This is a genomic window from Pseudomonas sp. MWU15-20650, assembly GCF_023242475.1.
Classification (GTDB): Bacteria; Pseudomonadota; Gammaproteobacteria; order Pseudomonadales; family Pseudomonadaceae; genus Aquipseudomonas.
Map to the genome: position 1 here is coordinate 100820 of NZ_JALJFG010000015.1, position 18846 is coordinate 119665.

The 18846-nt window shown below is 61.1% G+C and carries 20 protein-coding genes and 1 riboswitch; of the genes, 15 read left to right on the forward strand and 5 right to left on the reverse strand.

All coding sequences use genetic code 11. The features are described 5' to 3' along the window. Positions 1 to 28: 28 nt before the first annotated feature. Complete coding sequence (locus M5B43_RS14110; RefSeq protein WP_248750680.1) at positions 29 to 1342, reverse strand: sorbosone dehydrogenase family protein; 1314 nt, start codon at positions 1340 to 1342, stop codon at positions 29 to 31. A gap of 99 nt (positions 1343 to 1441) precedes the next feature. After that, positions 1442 to 1691: riboswitch (cobalamin riboswitch) on the forward strand. Positions 1692 to 1769: 78 nt separating this feature from the next. Between M5B43_RS14110 and cobO the strand changes: the two genes are divergently transcribed. The 13 genes from cobO to M5B43_RS14175 all read left to right on the forward strand — a co-directional run bounded on the left by cobO (position 1770) and on the right by M5B43_RS14175 (position 13030). Further along, a complete protein-coding gene (gene cobO, locus M5B43_RS14115) occupies positions 1770 to 2381 on the forward strand; it encodes a cob(I)yrinic acid a,c-diamide adenosyltransferase (RefSeq protein ID WP_248750681.1) in 612 nt (203 codons plus the stop codon). Beyond that, a complete protein-coding gene (locus M5B43_RS14120; protein WP_248750682.1) occupies positions 2378 to 3760 on the forward strand; it encodes a cobyrinate a,c-diamide synthase in 1383 nt (460 codons plus the stop codon). The genes cobO and M5B43_RS14120 overlap by 4 nt, the downstream gene beginning before the upstream one ends. Then, on the forward strand, positions 3757 to 4407 hold the full coding sequence (gene bluB, locus M5B43_RS14125; RefSeq protein WP_248750683.1) for a 5,6-dimethylbenzimidazole synthase: 651 nt from the start codon (positions 3757 to 3759) through the stop codon (positions 4405 to 4407). The genes M5B43_RS14120 and bluB overlap by 4 nt, the downstream gene beginning before the upstream one ends. Next, positions 4404 to 5312 carry an adenosylcobinamide-phosphate synthase CbiB gene (gene cbiB, locus M5B43_RS14130; protein WP_248750684.1) on the forward strand — a complete coding sequence of 303 codons (909 nt, stop codon included), beginning with the start codon at positions 4404 to 4406 and terminating at the stop codon, positions 5310 to 5312. Before bluB ends, cbiB begins: the two co-directional genes overlap by 4 nt. Then, positions 5305 to 6294, forward strand: coding sequence for a threonine-phosphate decarboxylase CobD (gene cobD, locus M5B43_RS14135; protein ID WP_248750685.1), 990 nt, complete (start codon positions 5305 to 5307; stop codon positions 6292 to 6294). Before cbiB ends, cobD begins: the two co-directional genes overlap by 8 nt. Continuing rightward, positions 6291 to 7757, forward strand: coding sequence for a cobyric acid synthase (locus M5B43_RS14140; protein ID WP_248750686.1), 1467 nt, complete (start codon positions 6291 to 6293; stop codon positions 7755 to 7757). The genes cobD and M5B43_RS14140 overlap by 4 nt, the downstream gene beginning before the upstream one ends. Beyond that, on the forward strand, positions 7745 to 8266 hold the full coding sequence (gene cobU / locus M5B43_RS14145) for a bifunctional adenosylcobinamide kinase/adenosylcobinamide-phosphate guanylyltransferase (protein ID WP_248750687.1): 522 nt from the start codon (positions 7745 to 7747) through the stop codon (positions 8264 to 8266). Before M5B43_RS14140 ends, cobU begins: the two co-directional genes overlap by 13 nt. Continuing rightward, complete coding sequence (gene cobT / locus M5B43_RS14150; RefSeq protein ID WP_248750688.1) at positions 8263 to 9318, forward strand: nicotinate-nucleotide--dimethylbenzimidazole phosphoribosyltransferase; 1056 nt, start codon at positions 8263 to 8265, stop codon at positions 9316 to 9318. The genes cobU and cobT overlap by 4 nt, the downstream gene beginning before the upstream one ends. Beyond that, positions 9315 to 9890 carry an alpha-ribazole phosphatase family protein gene (gene cobC, locus M5B43_RS14155; protein WP_248750689.1) on the forward strand — a complete coding sequence of 192 codons (576 nt, stop codon included), beginning with the start codon at positions 9315 to 9317 and terminating at the stop codon, positions 9888 to 9890. Before cobT ends, cobC begins: the two co-directional genes overlap by 4 nt. A gap of 2 nt (positions 9891 to 9892) precedes the next feature. Beyond that, on the forward strand, positions 9893 to 10621 hold the full coding sequence (locus M5B43_RS14160; protein ID WP_248750690.1) for an adenosylcobinamide-GDP ribazoletransferase: 729 nt from the start codon (positions 9893 to 9895) through the stop codon (positions 10619 to 10621). Between the two features lie 42 nt (positions 10622 to 10663). Further along, positions 10664 to 11068, forward strand: a complete 405-nt coding sequence (locus M5B43_RS14165) for a MarR family transcriptional regulator (RefSeq protein ID WP_248750691.1) — start codon at positions 10664 to 10666, stop codon at positions 11066 to 11068. A gap of 63 nt (positions 11069 to 11131) precedes the next feature. After that, the gene (locus M5B43_RS14170) at positions 11132 to 12331 is read left to right on the forward strand and encodes an MFS transporter (protein ID WP_248750700.1); all 1200 of its coding nucleotides are present in this window, start codon (positions 11132 to 11134) and stop codon (positions 12329 to 12331) included. A 150-nt stretch (positions 12332 to 12481) separates the two neighbouring features. After that, positions 12482 to 13030, forward strand: a complete 549-nt coding sequence (locus tag M5B43_RS14175) for a redoxin domain-containing protein (protein WP_248750692.1) — start codon at positions 12482 to 12484, stop codon at positions 13028 to 13030. Between the two features lie 64 nt (positions 13031 to 13094). Here M5B43_RS14175 and M5B43_RS14180 read toward each other — a convergent pair whose 3' ends face one another. The 4 genes from M5B43_RS14180 to M5B43_RS14195 form a co-directional block, all read right to left on the reverse strand. Next, positions 13095 to 14378 carry an outer membrane protein transport protein gene (locus M5B43_RS14180; protein WP_248750693.1) on the reverse strand — a complete coding sequence of 428 codons (1284 nt, stop codon included), beginning with the start codon at positions 14376 to 14378 and terminating at the stop codon, positions 13095 to 13097. A 146-nt stretch (positions 14379 to 14524) separates the two neighbouring features. Beyond that, positions 14525 to 15007, reverse strand: coding sequence for a hypothetical protein (locus M5B43_RS14185; RefSeq protein ID WP_248750694.1), 483 nt, complete (start codon positions 15005 to 15007; stop codon positions 14525 to 14527). 280 nt (positions 15008 to 15287) lie between these two features. Next, positions 15288 to 15512: a hypothetical protein gene (locus M5B43_RS14190; protein WP_071482924.1), complete on the reverse strand. Its 225-nt coding sequence runs from the start codon at positions 15510 to 15512 to the stop codon at positions 15288 to 15290. Positions 15513 to 15955: 443 nt separating this feature from the next. Then, the gene (locus M5B43_RS14195; protein ID WP_248750695.1) at positions 15956 to 16261 is read right to left on the reverse strand and encodes a hypothetical protein; all 306 of its coding nucleotides are present in this window, start codon (positions 16259 to 16261) and stop codon (positions 15956 to 15958) included. Between the two features lie 458 nt (positions 16262 to 16719). Here M5B43_RS14195 and M5B43_RS14200 point away from each other — a divergent pair, with 458 nt between their 5' ends. Together M5B43_RS14200 and rmuC are read left to right on the forward strand one after the other, a co-directional pair. Further along, positions 16720 to 17043 (forward strand): sel1 repeat family protein, encoded by a 324-nt coding sequence (locus M5B43_RS14200; protein WP_248750696.1) that lies wholly within the window; start codon positions 16720 to 16722, stop codon positions 17041 to 17043. A gap of 175 nt (positions 17044 to 17218) precedes the next feature. Continuing rightward, positions 17219 to 18583, forward strand: coding sequence for a DNA recombination protein RmuC (gene rmuC, locus M5B43_RS14205; protein WP_248750701.1), 1365 nt, complete (start codon positions 17219 to 17221; stop codon positions 18581 to 18583). The last annotated feature ends 263 nt before the right edge of the window (positions 18584 to 18846 follow it).

Here is an 18846-nt window from a genome sequence, read left to right on the forward strand (position 1 = left end):
GAGCCAATGGCTCCCACATTCGTTTCGGCTATTTGGCCGCCGACACCCGCCAGACCTTATTCCCCACATCATCCGCCACCAGCAAGTCTCCCTGCTGATCAATCACGACACCGACCGGCCGGCCCATGGCTTTTTCGTCGCTGTTGAGGAACCCCGTCAGCACATCGATCGGCTGCCCCTTGGGCTGGCCACCTTCGAACGGTACAAAGATGACCTTGTAGCCACTGTGCGGCTTGCGGTTCCACGAGCCATGTTGGCCGATGAAGGCACCGTTACTGAACGGCGCCGGGAGTTTGCTGCCCTCGGCGAAGGTCAGCCCCAGCGACGCCGTATGCGGGCCCACGGCGTAGTCGGGAGCGATGGCCTTGGCGACCAGGTCCGGGTTTTGCGGTGAGACGCGCACGTCCACATGCTGGCCGTAGTAGCTGAAGGGCCAGCCGTAGAACGCGCCATCCTTGACCGAGGTGATGTAGTCCGGCACCAGGTCGCTGCCGATCTCGTCGCGCTCATTAACGGCCGTCCACAACTTACCGCTCTGTGGTTCCCAGGCCATCCCATTAGGATTGCGCAGGCCGGAGGCGAAGATACGGTGCTGGCCCGTAGCGCGATCCACTTCCCAGATCGCTGCCCGACCCTGCTCCGCCTCCAGGCCGTTTTCGCCGACATTGCTGTTAGAGCCGACGCTCACATACAACTTGCTGCCATCCTTGCTGGCCACCACGTTTTTCGTCCAGTGATGGTTGATGCTGCCGCCCGGTAAATCGACCACCTTGGTGCCGGCTTCCTTGATTGCGGTTTCGCCGGGTTGATAGGGGAAGCGCAACAACTTGTCCGAATCCGCCACATACAGGTCGTTACCGACCAGGGCCATGCCAAACGGCGAGTTGAGGTTCTCCAGAAACACCGTGCGGGTTTCGGCGATACCGTCGTGGTCGGCATCGCGCAGCAGCGTGATGCGGTTAGGGCTCGGCACTCCGGCCCCCGCGCGGCCCATGACCTGCTCCATCACCCAGCCACGAATGCCTTTGGCATCGTCCGGCTTGGGCGGCGCGTTAGTCTGCGCCACCAGTACATCACCGTTAGGCAATACATACAGCCAGCGCGGGTGATCCAGGCCCTCGGCAAATGCCGCGACGTGGGTGCCGGCGGCGGCTGTCGGCTTTGCACCTTCAGGCCAGCCGATGGCCGGGGCAATGTTTACGGTGGGGATCAGAGTTTTGTTGGGTTCCGGCAGCTTGGGCGAAGGCCCGGTGCCGTCGGAGACCTGCAGGGTAGAGCTTTCACCGCAGGCGGCGAGCGCGCCTGCGGCCATGATCAGTAAGGCGAGTCTGGTTTTATGCATGGTTTTCTCCTTGATACCTGTAAGGGTAGAGGAGTGCGGCTGTCCGATGGTTCAAGTGCAAGCTCAGCTTTAATTGACGCTCCACCCCCAACCCACTAACCTTCGCGGCTTGTTCCAGGTGCTCTGTGGCGCACGCGCCGACAGAGTGAAACAGGGAAGCCGGTGAGTGAGCGCACTTGTACACAGTGCTGCCGCAATTCCGGCGCTGCCCCCGCAACGGTAAATGAGTCAAGACGGTGCTGTTTGCCACTGTATCGCCCGCGATATGGGAAGGCGCTCCGTCGGCCTGCTTTCTCTACAGGAGCGCCACTCATGAGTCCGGAGACCGGCCTGGATCATCCAACAGCATCACGGTGGGCGATGCTTGGCTGTCTGTTTTTTCTTTTTCCTGCCCGCCGTTTTTGTCCAGCCCCAACGGAGAGCTGCCATGACTGATTCCCCCGACCGCGACGAACGCCACCTGGCGCGCATGCTGCGCAAAAAAGCCGTGATCGACGAGCGTATCGCCAATTCCCCGAACGAGTGTGGCTTGCTGCTGGTGTTGACCGGCAACGGTAAAGGCAAGAGCAGTTCGGCGTTTGGCATGTTGGCTCGCGCCATGGGTCACGGCATGCAGTGCGGTGTGGTGCAGTTCATCAAGGGGCGTAACAGTACCGGCGAGGAGTTGTTCTTCCGCCGCTTCCCCGAACAGGTGCGATTCCACGTGATGGGCGAAGGCTTTACCTGGGAAACCCAGGATCGCCAACGTGACATAGCCGCTGCCGAAGCCGCGTGGGCGGTATCTCGCCAATTGCTGCAAGACCCTTGCGTTGGCCTGGTGGTGCTGGACGAGTTGAACATCGCCCTCAAGCACGGTTACCTCGACCTGGACCAGGTACTCAGCGACCTGCAAGCCCGGCCGCCGATGCAACATGTGGTCGTCACTGGCCGTGGCGCCAAGCCTGAATTGATCGAAATGGGCGACACCGTCACCGAAATGGGCATGCTCAAGCACGCGTTTCAGGCCGGTATCAAGGCACAGAAGGGCGTCGAACTTTGAACCAGCCCCGTCATTGCCCGGCCGTATTGATCGCCGCACCGGCGTCCGGCCAGGGCAAAACCACGGTCACCGCCGCGCTGGCCCGTTTGCACCGTAACTTGGGGCGAAAGGTACGCGTGTTCAAATGCGGGCCGGACTTTCTCGACCCGATGATTCACGAGCGCGCCAGCGGTGCGCCGGTGTATCAGTTGGACATGTGGATGGTGGGCGAGCAGGAAAGTCGCCGCCTGTTGTGGGAAGCTGCGGGGGAAGCCGACCTGATCCTGATCGAAGGGGTGATGGGGCTGTTCGACGGCACGCCGTCCAGCGCCGACCTGGCGCGACACTTTGGCGTGCCGGTACTGGGCGTGATCGATGGCACCGCCATGGCCCAGACTTTTGGCGCACTGGCCCTGGGCCTGGCGCGCTATCAACCGGACCTGCCTTTTGCGGGGGTGCTGGCCAACCGCGTCGGCACCCTGCGCCATGCGCAATTGCTGGAAGGGAGCCTCACCGAGGGGCTGCGCTGGTACGGCGCACTGTCCCGCGAGACCGGCATTGAATTACCCAGTCGCCACCTGGGGCTGGTGCAAGCCAGTGAGTTGAATGACCTCGACGTGCGTCTGGATGCTGCGGCCCAAGCATTGGGCAGCAGCTGCGAAGTCGCCTTGCCGCCAGCGGTGACCTTTGCCGCGCCCGAAGTGAGCGAGGCTGAGCCGTTGCTTGCCGGCGTGCGCATTGCCGTGGCTCGCGACGAAGCCTTCGCCTTCACCTACGGTGCCAACCTCGATCTACTGCGAGCGATGGGCGCCGAGTTGCGGTTTTTTTCGCCGATTCATGATCGCCAGTTGCCCGACGTCGACAGCCTCTACTTGCCCGGCGGCTATCCGGAATTGCACCACCAGGCACTGTCGGCAAACACCCCGATGCTTGACGCCATCCGTGCACATCATGCCGCCGGCAAACCGCTGCTCGCTGAATGTGGCGGCATGCTTTATCTGCTCGATTCGCTCACCGACGTCGGCGGCACACGTGCCGAACTGGTCGGCCTGCTCCAGGGCGATGCCGTGATGCAAAAGAAACTCGCGGCCCTGGCGCTGCAAAGCGTCGAGCTGCCGGAAGGCGTATTGCGCGGCCACACCTATCATCATTCCCTGACCAGCACCGAATGGGCACCGATCGCCCGTGGCCTGAGCCCCAACGGCGGGCGCGGTGCCGAGGCGGTCTACCGGCAAGGGCGGATGACGGCGTCCTACGTGCACTTTTATTTCCCGTCCAACCCGCGCGCGGTGGCGGCACTGTTTGCGCCATGCCCAGACACCGCTATCGGGAACAGGCCCCCTCCCACAAGCGCATGCCATCCAAATGTGGGAGGGGGCTTGCTCCCGATGAGGCCATGACCGTCAACGCATTCCCCCAGGCTGACCGCGACGCCGTCTACCGTGCCATCGCAGAGCGCCGTGATATGCGCCACTTCATCGGCGGCGATGTCACCCCTGAGCTACTGCAGCGCCTGCTCCAGGCCGCGCACCAGGCGCCGAGCGTTGGCCTGATGCAACCGTGGCGCTTTATTCGCATCAGCGACCGTGCACTGCGTGGGCAGATTCAGCACCTGGTAGAAGAAGAGCGCGTGCGCACCGCCGAAGCCCTGGGCGAGCGCTCCGACGCGTTCATGAAGCTCAAAGTCGAGGGCATCAACGATTGCGCCGAAGTGCTGGTGGCGGCGTTGATGGATGATCGCGAGCGCCACATCTTCGGGCGGCGTACCTTGCCGGAAATGGACATGGCTTCGTTGTCCTGCGCGATCCAGAACCTATGGCTGGCGGCGCGTGTGGAAGGCTTGGGGATGGGCTGGGTTTCATTGTTCGAGCCCCAGGCCCTGGCTGACTTGCTGGGTTTGCCGCCCGGCGCGAAGCCCCTGGCGGTCTTGTGCCTGGGGCCGGTCGCGGCGTTCTACCCGGCGCCGATGTTGCAGCTCGAAGGCTGGGCTGAGCCACGGCCGCTGAGTGACATGTTGTATGAGAATGTGTGGGGAGTGAGTCAATGAGTGTGGCCTTGCTATGCGTCGCGGCGGTGGCGCTGGATGCGCTGCTGGGTGAGCCCAAGCGCTGGCATCCGCTGGTGGCATTCGGCAATTTCGCCGGGCGCATCGAGCAACGTTTCAATACGGGTGGCCGTGGCTGGCGCAGCCATGGCGTGACGGCGTGGTTTATCGCGGTAGTACCGCTGACCCTGCTGGCCACCGCTTTGTCGTGGGCGCCTTACATCGGTTGGCTGCTGGAGGTTTTGGCGTTGTACTGCGCCCTCGGCATGCGCAGCCTGGGCGAACATGTGACCCCGGTGGCCCAGGCGCTGCGGGCTGATGATTTGGACGAGGCGCGCAAGCGGGTGAGTTATCTGGTCAGTCGCCAGACCAGCGAGCTGGACCGTACCGAAGTCGCCCGGGCTGCCACTGAGTCGGTGCTGGAGAACGGCAGCGATGCGGTATTTGCTGCGCTGTTCTGGTTTGTGGTCGCCGGCGTGCCTGGCGTGGTGCTCTATCGTCTGAGCAACACCCTCGATGCCATGTGGGGTTACCGTAACGAACGCTTCGAGCGCTTTGGCTGGGCCGCCGCCAAGATCGACGATGTGCTCAACTATATTCCTGCGCGCCTGGTGGCGTTGACCTACGCGTTGCTGGGCAAAACTGGCCTGGCCCTCAAATGCTGGCGCAACCAGGGCCCGACTTGGGACAGCCCTAACGCCGGCCCGGTGATGGCCGCTGGCGCAGGTGCGTTGGGCGTCGAACTGGGGGGCGCGGCGATTTATCACGGCGAGCTGCATCAGCGCCCGCAACTGGGCGAAGGCCCGCCGGCGGATGCTGACGCCATCGACCGAGGCTGGCAACTGGTGCAGCGCGGCGTATGGTTATGGCTGCTGATCCTATGCCTGGGGGCGCAACTTTATGCTTGAGCACGGTGGTCGGCTGCGTAAGGCCGCGATTGAGTACGGGATTGCCGAGGCCGATTGGCTTGACCTGTCCAGCGGCCTGGCGCCCTGGCCGTGGCCGATCCCCGAGATCCCATTGCGTGCCTGGGCACGCTTGCCGGAAACCGATGACGGCCTGGAGAAGGCCGCCAGCGAGTATTACGGCGCCACTCATGTGTTGCCGGTGCCCGGCTCCCAGGCGGCGATCCAATTGCTGCCGCGCCTGCGTCGTGCCGGCAAGGTGGGTGTGCTGTCGCCCTGTTATGCCGAGCATGCCGAAGCCTGGCGCCGTGCCGGTTACGTGGTGCGTGAAGTGCAGGAGCAGGAAGTCGACTTTTTTCTCGACGGCCTCGACGTGCTGGTGGTGGTCAACCCCAATAACCCCACCGGCTTGAGCCTGACCCCACAGCGTCTGCTGGACTGGCACGCACGGCTGGCCCAGCGCGGTGGCTGGTTGGTGGTGGACGAAGCGTTTATGGACGTTACCCCTCATTTGAGCTTGGCGAGCCACGCCCATCAAGTTGGCTTGGTCGTGTTGCGCTCGTTCGGCAAGTTCTTCGGGTTGGCCGGCGCGCGCCTGGGCTTTGTGCTGGCTGAGCGCAAGTTGCTCAAGCTGCTGGCCGAACAGGTCGGGCCATGGGCCGTCAGTGGGCCCACACGGGTGCTCGGCCAGGCGTGCCTGCGCGATACTGTCGGGCACACGCATCAACGCAATCGTTGTATCGACGCGGGCCGGCGCCTGTTTGAACTGCTTGAGCGTCGGGGCTTTCAACCCCACGGGGGCTGCGCGCTGTTTCAGTGGCTGATCACCCCGCACGCCGAGCGGCTCTACCAATTCATGGCCCAACGCGGCATTTTGTTGCGCCTGTTTGTGCACGACAGCAGCGTACGTTTCGGCTTGCCCGACACCGAAGCTGATTGGCTGCGACTCGATGAGGCCCTGGTTGCCTACAAGGAAGCGGCATGAGGACGCTGATGGTGCAGGGCACCACCTCCGACGCCGGTAAAAGTACGCTGGTGACCGCACTGTGCCGCTGGCTGGTGCGCCAGGGCGTTGCGGTGGTGCCGTTCAAACCGCAGAACATGGCGCTCAACAGCGCGGTGACGGCCGAAGGCGGTGAGATCGGCCGTGCCCAGGCGGTGCAGGCCCAGGCCGCCCGCCTCGCGCCCCACACCGACATGAACCCGGTACTGCTCAAACCCAACAGCGATACCGGTTCCCAAGTGATCATCCATGGCCGCGTCGTGACCAGCATGAACGCGGTGGCTTATCACGACTACAAAGCTATCGCGATGCACGCGGTGCTGGCCTCCCATCAGCGCTTGAGCGAAGCCTACTCGGTGGTGATGGTCGAAGGCGCGGGCTCACCGGCCGAGATCAACCTGCGCGCCAATGACATCGCCAATATGGGGTTTGCCGAAGCGGTGGATTGCCCGGTGCTGTTGATCGCCGATATCAATCGCGGCGGTGTGTTCGCCCATCTGGTCGGCACCTTGGAACTGCTGTCGCCCAGCGAACAGGCGCGGGTCAAGGGTTTCATCATCAACCGCTTTCGCGGCGATATCGCGCTGTTGCAGCCTGGGCTGGATTGGCTCGAGGCCCGTACCGGCAAGCCGGTGGTGGGCGTATTGCCCTATGTGATGGACCTGCATCTGGAAGCGGAAGATGGCATCGACCAACGCCAGGTCGACAAGAGCGCCCAAGTGCTCAAGGTGGTGGTGCCGGTACTGCCACGCATCAGCAACCATACCGATTTTGACCCGCTGCGCCTGCATCCCCAGGTGGACTTACAGTTTGTCGGCCCTGGCCAGCCGATGCCTGCCGCTGACTTGATCATCCTGCCGGGCTCGAAAAGCGTGCGCAGCGACCTGGCATTCCTGCGCGCCAATGGCTGGGACACGGCCGTGGCGCGGCACCTTCGCTATGGCGGCAAGGTGCTGGGTATTTGCGGCGGTTTGCAGATGCTGGGCCAGCACGTGCATGACCCGCTCGGCCTGGAAGGCCCGGCCGGTTCCAGTGATGGCCTGGGGTTGCTGGCGTTCAGTACGACGCTGGAGCAAGAGAAGCAACTGCGCAATGTGCGTGGGCGTTTGCTGTTGGAGGACGCCGAGGTCAGTGGCTATGAGATCCACGCGGGCGTGACCAGCGGCGCCGCCCTGGAGCGCGCCGCCGTGCGGCTGGAGGATGGCCGCAGTGACGGCGCCCTGAGTGCGGACGGGCAAGTTCTCGGCACGTATTTGCATGGGCTCTTTGAGGCGCCCGCGGCGTGCACGGCCTTGCTGCGTTGGGCCGGATTGCAGGAGGTGCAGGCGGTGGATTATCACGCCTTGCGCGAACGCGATATCGAGCGCCTGGCCGATCTGGTAGAGCACCACTTGGATACCGATCTATTGCGTACCTTGTGTGGGGTCGCGCCATGCACCAATTGATCCTCGGCGGCGCTCGCTCGGGCAAAAGCCGCCTGGCCGAAAAGCTCGCTGGCGACAGCGGTTTGCCCGTCATCTATATCGCCACCAGCCAACCGCTGGACGGCGAGATGAACGCGCGTGTCGCCCTGCATCGCCAGCGCCGGCCTGACGATTGGGGGCTGATTGAAGAGCCGATCGAGCTGGCGCGAGTGCTGCGCGAACACGCCGCTCCCGAGCGCTGCCTGCTGGTGGACTGCCTGACCCTGTGGCTCACCAATCTATTGATGCTGGAAGACCCGGATCGCCTGGCCTTGGAACGTGATCAACTGCTCCAGACCTTGGCGTCGTTGCCGGGTGAAATCATTTTTGTCAGCAACGAGACCGGTCTGGGTGTCGTGCCGCTGGGCGAATTGACTCGCCGCTATGTCGATGAAGCCGGTTGGCTGCATCAAGCCTTGGCCGAGCGATGTCAGCGCGTTGTCCTGACGGTTGCCGGCCTGCCCCTGACTTTGAAAGGTACTGCGTTATGACTGACACCTGGTGGCTCAACCCCTGCAAGGCCATCGACGCCTCTGCCCACGAACAGGCGCTGGCGCGCCAGCAGCAACTGACCAAGCCGGCCGGTTCCCTGGGCCAACTGGAGGCGCTGGCAGTGCAACTGGCCGGCTTGCAAGGCCGGCTCAAGCCATCGGTGGATCAGCTGTGGATCGCGATATTTGCCGGTGACCATGGTGTGGTGGCCGAAGGCGTGTCGGCGTTTCCCCAGGAAGTGACCGGGCAGATGCTGCATAACTTTGTCACCGGTGGCGCGGCTATCAGCGTGTTGGCGCGGCAACTGGATGCGCAGCTGGAAGTGGTCGACCTCGGTACGGTGACACCGTCGCTGGACCTGCCCGGCGTGCGTCACCTGAATATCGGCGCGGGCACGGCCAATTTTGTCAACGGCCCGGCGATGACTGAGGCGCAGGGGCGATTGGCCCTGCAAGCCGGTCGCGACAGTGCACGCCGCGCCTTGGACAGTGGCGCGCAGTTGTTTATCGGCGGCGAGATGGGCATTGGCAATACCACCGCGGCCAGTGCGTTGGCGTGTGCACTGCTCGATTGCCGGGTGAGTGACCTGACGGGCCCGGGCACCGGTTTGAATGCCCAGGGCGTCAGCCACAAAGTGGCGGTCATCGAGCGCGCGCTGGCGTTGCACGCGGGTCAGCGCCATGACGCGTTGCGCAGTCTTTTCAACCTCGGTGGTTTTGAAATCGCGGCGCTTGTCGGCGCCTATCTGGCCTGTGCCCAAGAGGGCATTGTCGTGCTGGTGGATGGGTTTATCTGCACCGTCGCTGCGCTGGTGGCCACGCGCTTGAATCCGGCGTGCCGCGCATGGCTGGTGTTTGGCCATCGTGGCGCCGAGCCTGGCCATCGTCATGTGCTGCAAAGCCTCGACGCCGAACCTTTGCTGGAACTCGGCCTGCGCCTGGGTGAAGGCAGCGGTGCCGCGCTGGCAGTACCGCTGGTGCGCCTGGCCTGTGCGCTGCACGGGCAGATGGCGACATTTGCCGAAGCGGCTGTGGCAGACCGTCCCGCATGACCTTGCACCTGGACCTGCTGCGTCACGGTGAAACCGAGCGAGGTGGCGGTTTGCGCGGTAGCCTGGACGATGCGTTGACCGCCAAGGGCTGGGAGCAGATGCGCGCCGCCGTGGTGGGGCAGGGGCCCTGGGATCGAGTGGTCAGCTCACCGCTGCAACGTTGCGCACGTTTTGCCAGCGAATTGGGTGCACGGCTTGATCTGCCCGTGAGCCTGGAGCGGGACCTTCAAGAACTTCACTTTGGTACCTGGGAAGGGCGGAGCGCGGCCGCGTTGATGGAGACTGACGCCGAAGGGCTGGGCTTGTTCTGGGCCGATCCCTACCGTTTTACGCCGCCGCAGGGCGAGCCCGTCAGCGAATTTTCCGAGCGGGTTCTGTCAGCTGTCTCACGTCTGCATCAGGCTTATGCGGGGCAGCGCGTGTTGTTGATCAGCCATGGCGGCGTGATGCGACTGCTACTGGCCCGGGCGCGGGGGTTGCCGCGTGAACAACTGCTGAATGTCGAAGTGGGTCACGGTGCGGTGTTCAATCTGCAGGTTGCGGCCGATGGCGTATTGAAGGAAGGAACCTGACGATGCTGCCATTCTGGATCGCCCTGCAATTTCTGAGCAGTCTGCCGGTGCGTTTGCCGGGTATGCCGCAACCGCAGGAGCTAGGGCGTTCGTTGCTGTTTTATCCGCTGGTAGGGCTGCTGTTCGGGCTGTTGTTATGGGGCCTGAACCTGGTCTTGATGGGCGCGCCGTTGCTGCTGCACGCGGCGCTGCTGTTGACGGGCTGGGTGTTGCTCAGTGGTGGCTTGCACCTGGACGGCCTGGCGGACAGCGCCGACGCCTGGCTGGGGGGCTTTGGTGATCGCGAACGTACGCTCACCATCATGAAGGACCCCCGCAGTGGGCCGATTGCCGTGGTGACTTTGGGCTTGGTATTGCTGCTCAAGTTCAGCGCGTTGGTGGCCTTGATTGAACAGCATAACAGCGCCGCGCTGATACTGGCGCCCCTGATCGGGCGTGCTTCGATGTTGGCGCTGTTTCTCACCACGCGTTACGTCCGCGCAGGAGGGCTGGGCCAGGCGCTGTCGGATCATTTACCGAGAGTCGTCGGCCAACAGGTGCTGATCCTCAGTGGGTTGGCCTGCATCCTGATCGGCGGTTTCAACGGTGGCATTGCGGTGTTACTCGCTGCGCTGTGTTTTGTGTGGTTGCGCCAGTTGATGGTCAATCGCCTCGGTGGCACCACAGGTGATACGGCTGGCGCACTGTTGGAACTGCTGGAAGTGGCGGTTCTGATCACGCTGGCGTTGTAACACTTTCTTGCATTTCCTTAATCCCGGGTATATACATGCTCTATGCTTGCCTCCCAATGTTTATGCACCAACCTGCGTCGCGCCGCCCGTGGCGTCAGCAGGCATTACGACGGCGCTCTCGACGGCTTCGGGATTAACGTTGCCCAGTATTCTTTACTGTGCAACCTACAGCGTCTCGATCAGCCGAGCATTTCCAGCTTGGCAGATGCGATGGGTCTGGATCGCAGTACCCTGGGGCGCAATCTGCGCGTACTGGAAGGTGAGGGCCTGGTGCAGATGGTCGAGGGCGATGACCTGCGCAACCGTCTGGTACTGCTGACGCAGGCCGGCGAAGAACGATTGGCCGCCGCCTTGCCGGCGTGGGAAGCGGCGCAGCGGCGATTGATTGATAAGTTGGGCGCCGAAAAGCGCGAAACCTTGTTGGCCTTGCTGGATGAACTCGCCTGAAGGGCGGTTTGTTCAACTATAAGCGGGTATATACCCGCGAGCGGAGAATAAGAAATGACCTCGATGTGGCGCACCAGTGGCTGGGTTCTTGTGGGGAGTGCGCTGATCCTGGCGTTGTCCTTGGGCGTGCGGCATGGCTTCGGCTTGTTCCTGGCGCCGATGAGTGCTGAATTCGGCTGGGGGCGTGAGACGTTTGCCTTTGCCATTGCCTTGCAAAACTTGATCTGGGGCCTGGCGCAGCCGTTTACCGGAGCGTTGGCCGACCGTTTCGGTGCGACAAAAGCCGTGTTTGTCGGCGGTGTGTTGTACGCCGTCGGGCTGGTGTTGATGGGCATGTCCGATTCCGCATGGTCCTTGTCCCTGAGCGCCGGTTTGCTGATTGGCATCGGCTTGTCGGGTACCTCGTTTTCAGTGATTCTCGGTGTGGTCGGCCGCGCTGTGCCGCCGGAAAAACGCAGCATGGCCATGGGCGTTGCAAGCGCTGCCGGTTCCTTCGGCCAATTCGCCATGGTGCCCGGCACCCTGGGGTTGATTGGTTGGCTCGGTTGGTCGGCGGCCCTGTTGGCGCTGGGCATGATGGTGGCGTTGATCTTGCCGCTGGTGGCGATGCTCAAGGACAAACCGTTGCCGGTCATGGCCGGCCAGCAAACCCTGCGCGAAGCGTTGCACGAAGCCTGCTCTCATTCCGGGTTCTGGTTGCTGGCCTTCGGCTTTTTCGTATGTGGTTTCCAGGTGGTGTTCATCGGCGTGCATTTGCCGGCGTATCTGGTCGACCAACATTTGCCGGCAACGGTTGGGACCACCGTGTTGGCCTTGATCGGCCTGTTCAATGTCTTTGGCACTTACACGGCGGGTTGGCTGGGTGGGCGCATGTCCAAGCCACGCTTGCTCACCGGTTTGTACCTGTTGCGTGCCGTGGTGATCGTGTTGTTCCTGTGGGCGCCGGTCACCGAAGTCACGGCCTACTTGTTCGGCATGGCCATGGGGTTCCTGTGGTTGTCCACCGTGCCGCTGACCAATGGCACCATCGCGACCCTCTTTGGTGTGCGTAACCTCTCGATGCTCGGTGGGATTGTGTTCCTGTTTCATCAACTTGGCTCATTCCTCGGCGGCTGGTTGGGCGGCGTCGTCTATGATCGAACCGGTAACTACGATTTGATCTGGCATGTCGCGATTCTGCTCAGCCTGCTCGCCGCAGCCTTGAACTGGCCGGTACGCGAGCGGCCGGTCGCGCGAGTGCAGGCGCAGTTGGAGGCAGCATGAGTGCAGCGGTACGGTTTATGGCGCTGGTGGGCGGAGTGTTGCTGTTGCTGCTGGCGTGGTGGGGTTGGCAGCATGGCGGCTTGGCGTTGATGCAGTTGGGCATGGCGATCTGTTAAGTTCAGTGTCTGAACTGACTCAAGGACTTTCGACATGCTGATGCGCTGGCTCGCGGTACCCGTCCTGATGGCTGTTGGCAGCGTTGCCATGGCGGCCAGTTGCCCGCCGTTGCTGGAGGGCCAATTGCCCAAGTTGCGGGCCAAGGAATCCATTGACCTGTGCCAACGCTTCGCCGGCAAACCGCTGGTGATCGTCAATACGGCCAGTTTTTGCGGGTTTGCACCGCAATTCAAAGGTCTCGAAGCCTTGTACCAGCGCTATAAGGGTCAGGGCTTGGAAGTGATCGGCGTGCCATCCGATGACTTCAAGCAGGAAGCCAAGACCGGTGAAGAGACCGCCAAGGTCTGTTATGTGAATTATGGCGTGACCTTTATCATGACCGAGCCGCAGACGGTCAAGGGGCCGGATGCGGTGCACCTGTTCAAGATCCTCGCGCAGCAGACCAGCGCGCCGAAATGGAATTTCTATAAGTACGTGGTGGACCGCCAGGGCAAGGTGATTGCCCACTTTTCCAGTTTGACCAAGCCGGACAGCCCGGACTTGATCGAGGCGGTGGAGCAGGCGCTGGCTTCGAAACCCTGAGCGCCGCCCACTAAAAAGCCCCGCCTCCTGTGCAGGAGAGCGGGGCTTTTTTACACGCGTTGGATCAGAACTTGTACGTCACGCCCAGGCCGAAACCGTTGGCGCTGTTATCGTACTTGGCGCTGTAGGACGAACCCAGTGCGTTGGACTTGTTGACCTTGACTGGCTCTTCCTTCAGGTAGGAGTAAGCGACGTCGACGATCATGTTCGGCATTACTTCGTAGCCCAGGCCAACACTGAAGATGGTCCGGTCGCCGGTAGGGATGCGTGGCGAACGGTCGGTGTTGTTGGTTGGCGACTGGTCGAAGGTCAGGCCGGTACGCAGTACCACTTGCTTGGTGACCTGGTACGAAGTACCCAGGGCATAGGCCCAGGTGTCATGCCAGTTCTGTGGTTCGGTAATAGTGCCCACGATCTGTGGTGCAGCAATACCGCCAGCCCTGGTCACGCCCTCGTTATTGACGGTGATGTCTTTCAGGCGGCTCCAGCGAGTCCAGGTGGCACCACCGTAGACTTTCCAGGCATCGCTCAGGTCTTGTGTCACGGACAGGTCGTAGGACTCAGGCGTGTCGATGCTCAGCGAAGCGTCGTAGCGACCGCTTGCCAGCAGTGGCGCCGTCGGGGCAGGTGCGGTGACTTCGGTGTGACCTTCCAGCTTGTAGCTGACTTTGGAGTGGTAGGTCAGGCCCACACGCGTGGTGTCAGTGGCTTGTACCAGTACACCGACGTTGAAGCCGACAGCGGTGTCGTCGCCCTTGATCGTGATGTTGGTATTTGGGACGGCAGGGTTTGGCGTCAGGGCCAGCTCGGATTCCAGCTTGCCGGAAATCCGGTTGATGGTTGGGCCAAAGCCGATGGAAACCCGGTCGTTGAAGGCGTAGCTGACGGTCGGTTGCAGAGTGATGACAGACACTTTGCTGTAGCTGCCGAACGAACGGCCCTGGTAGCCTCTTTCATAGTCAGTCACCAGGCCGAAAGGTGCATAAACACCAAAGCCGACAGCCCACTGATCATTGAGTTTGTTGGTGTAGAAACCGAAAGGGACGGCGGTGAACGGCACCATGTCGCCTTTGTTGCTGCCGGAAGAACGGCCGCCGGGATTTTTGATATCGGTCGAGGCGTCGATGGCTGCAACACCACCCGTGATTTGCTGGCCTTCGAGGCGAGCCATACCGGCAGGGTTGCCGTAGACAGTGCTTGCGTTATCCGCAGAAGAAGAGCGGCCCGCGAAACCGGTACCCATTCCGGCGACGTCTTGTTCGTTGAGGGCAAAGCCGCTTGCGAACAATTGGGAGGAAGCCATGGTAACGGCGAGGCTAAGTGTGGTCTTGAGCATTACTTTTTTCATTATTAGAACTCCGTGGTGATCACCGCTGCGGAAAGTATCAATAAAATTAAGTTAGCGCTATAGGCTGTAACATAGGAGATAGAGCTGTTTTGTAGGACAATCCGACCAAAATCAACGTTTTTAGCCGAATCTTGCAAAGCGCCTGATCAACAAGTGACCTGATTTATGGGGGAAACACAGGTTTGCCAGGCTTGGGTGAAATCCCGCAGCCGGCCTTGAGGGTGAAATATTTCTTTCCAGATACGCGCCATGGCCAATACGTCACCCGGTGGGGGAAGTGCGGTGCGATGTTGTTCCACCAGCAACCAGGCGATGGCCGTGGCATAACGCAGGTTCACTGTCAGTTCCAGCTGGGGGGCGCTGAGGAACGCATGTTGGCTGGCCAGCCCGCGCACGAGGCTTGCACGCTCCGGGTCCAGTGCCAGGTAGTCATCCCAGAGGGCGCGGTGGCGCGGTTCGGTGATGCTGTAGAGGCCATGGCCGCGCCGATCATGCAAGGCCGAGCCCAGTTCTGACTGGCTGGCGGCAATGCCCAGCAGCAGGGACTCGGCTGTCGGGTTATGGCGGCCGAGGTACATCAACGTCGGCCTGATCACATAACGACACAATTCGCTGGCGGCGATACCCATACAAGCCTCAGTCCATGAAAGTGGTCGACGAAGCCTGAGAAGGGGGGGGCTTGGCAGCGGTGAATCGGATCTCAGGCCCGTCGCGAGCGGATCATGCCGCTTGAGTTGAAGTGTAGTGTCATATTTACGATGTAAAGGACTGTTTTTAAAACATCTTCTTCATCTAGTTATAACGTTTATATCTATTGGTACTTAGGGTAAGGACTTCAAAGTCAAATTTCAGGCAATAAAAAACCCTGTTTTTTAAGCAGGGTTTTTGCGTTTCAGCGACTCGGGTCGATCAGGCAGTCAGTGCCTGGCGGGTACGCTCGATCACGGCCTGCAGCGGTTCTGCGCTGGAGTATTGATCGGGGTACAGGCGTTCGCTGTGACGTGCGATGCCGTGTTCGTTGACCAGGGTGAAGCTGAAGCAGCCTTTGCGAGCGGCCATGATCAGGCAGTTCATTGGTGCAAAAGCGTTGGTGAGGGTGCGAATGGCATCCTGAGTGTGGATTTGAGTGGACATATTATTGGTGTTCCTACAAATGACACGGATAAGAACCGTGCAACGTTAAAACGTTCCAGTAACGCTGATCACCATTGATCAAACGAAGAACCCGACTGGAACAAAGCAGCCAGTTTGAAGCGCTGATAAGTTAGGCGCGCTTGGGCTGGCAGGTAGGTACTTAGGAGGGCAGGCAGCACAACAAGGGCAAAGGTTCTGGGCCCGGGGTGAAGATCCTGATCAATTTGCAGGTTGGTTCGGTCAGAGTATTGAAACTTCGCGCCACCCTTTGCTTATTCAAAGGCAGTGTCGTCGCAAGGAATACCTGGAAACCATCGAGGTGGTCGATCCCGTGTTGTTCAGGGGAGTTGTTCGACCAGAATTGACTTTCAGCTTGGTACTAACGCCGCGGATAGTAACGGATTGAAACTCGGAAAGGAAGTGTGCTAGCCAAAAAAATTCAATCAGATGCCAAACAGCCCACGATAGGCCAGCACCGTGATAGAGGCGGCCAATGCGCACCCGAGGCCATAGGCGGCAAGTGTCAGCCGCAATGACTGGTGGGTCTCGATCACCTTCATGACATCGCGCATGTCATTGATCCTGCCTTCACCCAGTTCAATGCACAGGCTCATGGCAGTAAAGGCGGCCGACAGCAGGATCGCGATGGCAAATAGCGCGCCGTCGGGGGAGGGCAACGCTGCGTTGATGCCCAAAGACGTCGCACAGATGGCCAGCAGCAATGCGGCGAATATCAGAATTCCTTTCATCGACCCCTGAACCGTTGCGTTGTCGGTGGGGCAGTGTGGCGAGCCAGGATGGATTTGAAAAGTCCCCGGGTTTGCCCTGGCGGTAACATGTTTAACGCGTGTTGAATCAAAAAACGCCGGCGATATAACCAGTAGGTGGGTACTTGTGCACATTTGTCGCAGGCTGTGTAACCTTGCTGTCAACTGCCTTGAAGCGTTCCCATTTGCCTGTAATGAAAATTTAAGTCAATGAAAAATCTCGCTTTTTTTTATTGGTGAAAAAATCGTCAGTTTGACTGGGGCCCCCATTCCATGGGCCTTTGCGCGAGTTAAAGGGCGGTTGTCCACTGAGTTATCCACAGCTTCTGTGGATTGTCCCGAGCGCTTGCTCTAGCACGGGCGTGCCGGTTTTTTTCATCTTTACCTGTACGAAAAAAAGAGTAGAGTGGCGCGCCTTCCGTTCTGTCCCACAGTGCTTTATGAAGTTTCGCTCAGTATCACCTTCTGTTACCGACACGCCCCTGACTGTTACCGCACCCAAGCGTTTCTCCTTGAAGGTCGCCCTGTGGCTGCTCGATAGTCCGCGCCTGGGGCAGAGCACTAACGTTAAACACTTCGCTGGACGCCTGCTCAAGCAGCCTGCTCGAGAAGGTGTGGTGGCCGCGCAGAGCCGGCTGGGCCAACTGATGTGCCGTGAATGCGGGAATGCCCGCGACCGCCGTATCGGCCACGACCTGTTGCGCTCGGCCGCCCGTGCCGGCGACCGTCGCGCTCAACGCGAACTGGGTCAAGTCGAAGACTGAGCTGTCCTCCGGCCCTCTGCTTGGTTAACCTTGCGTTTTTTCGGTGATGGCAGAAATGGCTATGGTGTTTGACTGGACCAGTGTTGCCCTGGGGCTTGCTGGCGCAGCGGTGCCTTTATTGGCGGTGTGCTGGCAGATTCAGCGCCGACTGACCGCGCGCACCACCGGCTGGGAGTTGCTTGAAGAGCGCCTGGCTACTGCGCAATTGGCCCAGGAGGGGCTCGCCGCCCAGTTGGACGCCAGCCGTGATGAAATCAGCGACCTGAGCCACGCCAATGCCGCTAAGCAAGCTGACTTGGCCGCTGTTCGCCGTGAAGTCGAGCTGTTGCAGATCGACCGCGATAATGCCCGCGACGCGGCCCACGCCTGGAACCTCGACCGTAGCGCCAAGGAAGCCGAATTGCGCCGTCTCGACGCCTTGTCGGCGGCCCTGCGCGCCGAGCTGCGCGAGCAACAGGAAAGCCATCAGCAACGCCTCGCTGACTTGCAGGGCTCACGGGACGAGTTGCGTGCGCAGTTCGCCGAGCTCGCCGGGAAGATCTTCGACGAGCGCGAACAGCGCTTTGCCGAGACCAGCCAGGAGCGCTTGGGCCAGTTGCTTGACCCGCTCAAGGAGCGCATTCAGTCATTCGAAAAACGCGTCGAAGAAAGCTACCAGAACGAAGCCCGCGAGCGCTTTTCCCTGGCCAAGGAGCTTGAGCGCCTGCAGCAATTGAACCTGCGTTTATCGGACGAAGCGACCAACCTGACCCGCGCCCTCAAGGGCCAGAAAACCCAGGGCAACTGGGGTGAACTGATCCTTGAGCGGGTGCTGGAGCACGCGGGGCTGGAGAAGGGCCGTGAATACCAGACCCAGGTCAGCCTCAAAGGTCCGGACGGCGAGCGTTTCCAACCTGACGTGCTGATCATGTTGCCTGGCGACAAGCAGGTCGTGGTCGATTCCAAGGTGAGCCTGACCGCCTACCAACAGTATGTCGCAGCGGATGATGAGGTGATCGGCCAGGCCGCCTTGAAGCAGCACGTGCTGTCCCTGCGCAATCACGTCAAAGGTTTGGCCGGCAAGGATTACAAACGCCTGGAAGGCTTGCACAGCCTGGATTTTGTGCTGCTGTTCGTGCCGATCGAAGCGGCGTTTTCCGCTGCGTTGCAGGCGGAGCCGAACCTGTTCCAGGAGGCGTTCGACCGCCATATCGTGATTGTCAGCCCCACCACCTTACTGGCCACCCTGCGGGTGATCGACAGCCTGTGGAAGCAGGAGCGCCAGAGCCAGAATGCCCGGGAAATCGCCGAACGCGCTGGCTGGCTGTACGACAAGTTCGTGTTGTTTATCCAGGATCTGGACGAAGTGGGCAATCGGTTGCAGCAGTTGGATAAGGCTTACAGCGCGGCGCGAAATAAACTGACCGATGGGCGCGGAAACCTGGTCAGTCGTACCGAACAACTAAGGTTGCTGGGCGCTCGCGCGAGCAAAAGCCTGCCGGCGGATTTGTTGGAGCGGGCGATGACGGATGCCGATGGCGTGGCGCATCTGCCTGAATAAATGCGCTCAAAATTGTGAGAGGGGGCTGGCCCTAATGCCAGTCAGTTAAGAAGGAACACTATCACTGTGGCGAGCGGGCTTGTTGTGGCGAGCGGGCTTGTCCCGCGTTGGGCTGCGTAGCGGCCCCAAAAGCTATCTGCGCGGAGTATCGGGTACACCGCATTCGTCCTTCTTTGGGGGCGCTACGCGCCCCAACGCGGGACAAGCCCGCTCGCCACCGGTTACCGGTTGCTCGTTCTAGCGCTTAACTGACTGGCATTGGG